The sequence below is a fragment of the Streptomyces endocoffeicus genome (assembly GCF_016741935.1).
Taxonomy (GTDB): domain Bacteria; phylum Actinomycetota; class Actinomycetes; order Streptomycetales; family Streptomycetaceae; genus Streptomyces; species Streptomyces endocoffeicus.
On the sequence record NZ_JAERRG010000155.1, the window covers coordinates 1 to 1,219 of the forward strand.

At 73.0% G+C, this 1,219-nt stretch carries 1 protein-coding gene; it reads right to left on the bottom strand.

Features of this window, described 5'->3' with window-relative positions; genetic code table 11:
• On the bottom strand, positions 1 to 1,219 hold a 1,219-nt coding region (locus JK364_RS54320), incomplete at both ends, for a beta-ketoacyl reductase (protein WP_201858863.1).

Genomic DNA, 1,219 nt, shown 5'->3' on the forward strand with positions numbered 1-1,219 from the left:
CGAGACGGACGGGCCCTCGAACCCGAACGTGTACGACACGCGCCCGGAGACGACGCTGCCCGATCCCCCGTTGCTGGTGTACCCCTCCAGCTCGGACGGGAAGTGACGCAGGCGCGAGATGTAGTCGTGGTACATGACACCGGTGAAGACGCCGGTGCGGCTGCCACGCAGGGTCGCCGGGTCGATGCCGGCGCGCTCCAGGACCTCCCAGGTGGTCTCCAGCAGCAGTCGCTGCTGCGGGTCCATGGTCAGCGCCTCGCGGGGTGAGATGCCGAACAGGGCGGCGTCGAAGTCGCCGGCGTCGTGGAGGAAGCCGCCTTCGCGGACGTAGGAGGTGCCGGGGTGGTCCGGGTCGGGGTCGTAGAGGTGTTCCAGGTCCCAGCCACGATCGGTCGGGAACGGCGAGATCGCGTCCGTGCCGGATGCGATCAGATCCCACAGCTCCTCGGGTGAGGTCACGCCGCCGGGGTAGCGGCAGGCCATCCCGACGATCGCGATCGGCTCGCTGTCGATGGCCGACGCCGGTGCCGACCGCGGGTCCGGCACCGCTGGTGTGGTCCGGCCGGAGAGCCGTTCGGTCAGCAGCCCGGCCACCGCGGCGGTGGTCGGGTAGTCGAAGATCAGGGTCGCCGGGAGGCGCAGCCCGGTCGCGGCGGTCAGTTGATTACGCAGCTCGACCGCCGTCAGCGAGTCGAAGCCCAGCTCCTTGAACGCCTGGTCGACGGCGATCCGGTGGGCGTCGCTGTGCCCGAGCACCGAGGCCACCCGGCCGCGCACCAGCTCGGCTACGGCGTTCACCCGGTCCTGCGGGGCCATCGCCGAGACCCGGTCGCCCCACGAGGCGTCGCCCGCGTTGCCCGCTTGCCGCCGGCGGCGCCGGACGACCAGGTCGCGCAGCACCTCCGGCACCGCCTCGGCCCGACCGAGCGCGGCCAGGTCCAGCCTCGCCGCGACCACCGGGCCGGTCCCGGCGGCCAGAGCCGCGTCGAACAAGGCGGTTCCCTCGGCGTCCGACAGCGGGCGCAGTCCGGCGCGGGCCTGCCGGTTCCGGTCGGTCGCGCTGAGGCTCCGGGTCAGTCCGCCGACCCGCTGCCAGGATCCCCAGGCGAGTGAGGTGCCGGGCAGGCCTTGGTGGCGGCGGTGGGTGATCAGGGCGTCGAGGAAGCTGTTGGCGGCGGCGTAGTTGGCTTGCCCCGCGTTGCCGAGCACACCGGCGATT